We start from the raw sequence: 1,313 nt of genomic DNA on the forward strand, positions 1-1,313 counted from the left end.
GGCGTTCAACGCGGCTTTCCATCGGTTGGACCAGCGGACGCGGCCCTTGCCGGTCGGGTCGAGGCTGACCACGGTGAGGTAGAGGACCTTGAGAGCGGCCTGCTCGGTGGGGAAGTGTCCGCGGGCGTTGACCGCGCGGCGGAACCGGGCGTTGAGGCTCTCGATCGCGTTGGTGGTACATACGATCTTGCGGATTTCGGGGTCGAAGGCCAGGAAGGGCACCATCTCCGCCCAGGCGTTGGTCCAGAGCCGGATGATCGCCGGATACTTGGTCTCCCACTTGCCGCTGAACTCGGCGAACGCGTCGAGGGCGGCCTGCTCGCTGGGGGCGGTGTAGACCGGCTTGAGGTCCTTGGCGAGTTCGCCCCAGTGCGCCTTCGACGCGTACTTGTACGTGTTGCGGAGCAGGTGAACGATGCATGTCTGGGTGATCGCCGCCGGCCAGGTCTCGGCGATCGCGTCGGGTAGGCCCTTCAGTCCGTCGCAGACCACGATGCACACGTCACGCACACCACGGTTGCGTAGCTCGGTGAGCACCCGCAGCCAGTACTTGGCGCCTTCGCCTCCGTCGCCGGCCCACAGGCCGAGGATGTCCCGACCGCCGTCGCAGGTGACCGCCAAAGCGACGTAGACGGGCCGGTTCGCGACCTGTCCGTCGCGGATCTTCACGTGGATACAGTCGATGAACACCACCGGATAGACCGGGTCGAGAGGTCGGGCCTGCCACTCGCCGAACGAGTCGAGGACCCGGTCGGTGATGGTCGAGATGGTCTCCTTGGACACCTCGGTGCCGTACACCTCGTGAAGATGCGCGCACACCTCCCCGGTGGTCAGGCCCTTCGCGGTCAGCGAGATCACCAGGTTGTCCACTCCACCGAACCGGCGCTGCCGCTTGGCCACGATCGTCGGGGTGAACGTGCCGTCGCGGTCCCGGGGCACCTCGACCGGCACCGGCCCCACATCGGTGATCAACGTCTTGGTCCGCCTGCCGTTACGGGCGTTACCGTCACCACCACGCTCGTGCCGACCCCGCCCCAGGTGAGCATCCATCTCACCTTCCAACGTGGCCTCCAGGAACCGCTTCGTCAGCTGCTGCAACAGCCCACCCTCGCCCAGCAGTGCCACACCCTGACCCCGGGCCTGCCGCGCCAACGCGGCCACAGTGTCATCGTCAAGTACCCGAGCGAGGAGGTCCTCGCCGCTGGCCGTCTCACCGGCGGCTGCGTCGACCGCCGCCTCGCAATGAGTGTTCGTCACGGTTGCCATCAGAGAATCCCTATCTGTCTGATTTCCACCGTTTACGTTACACTCCC

The 1,313-nt window shown here is 66.3% G+C and carries 1 protein-coding gene; it reads right to left on the reverse strand.

Translation table 11 applies throughout. The annotated features are described in order from the left end of the window. Positions 1-1,266: IS256 family transposase (locus ABNF97_RS33895; protein ID WP_502930595.1), on the reverse strand; the 1,266-nt coding region annotated here is incomplete at its 3' end. Between the last annotated feature and the right edge of the window lie 47 nt (positions 1,267-1,313).

Origin of the sequence: Plantactinospora sp. B6F1, from assembly GCF_040120695.1 — a bacterium.
In the GTDB taxonomy this organism is placed as follows: domain Bacteria; phylum Actinomycetota; class Actinomycetes; order Mycobacteriales; family Micromonosporaceae; genus Plantactinospora.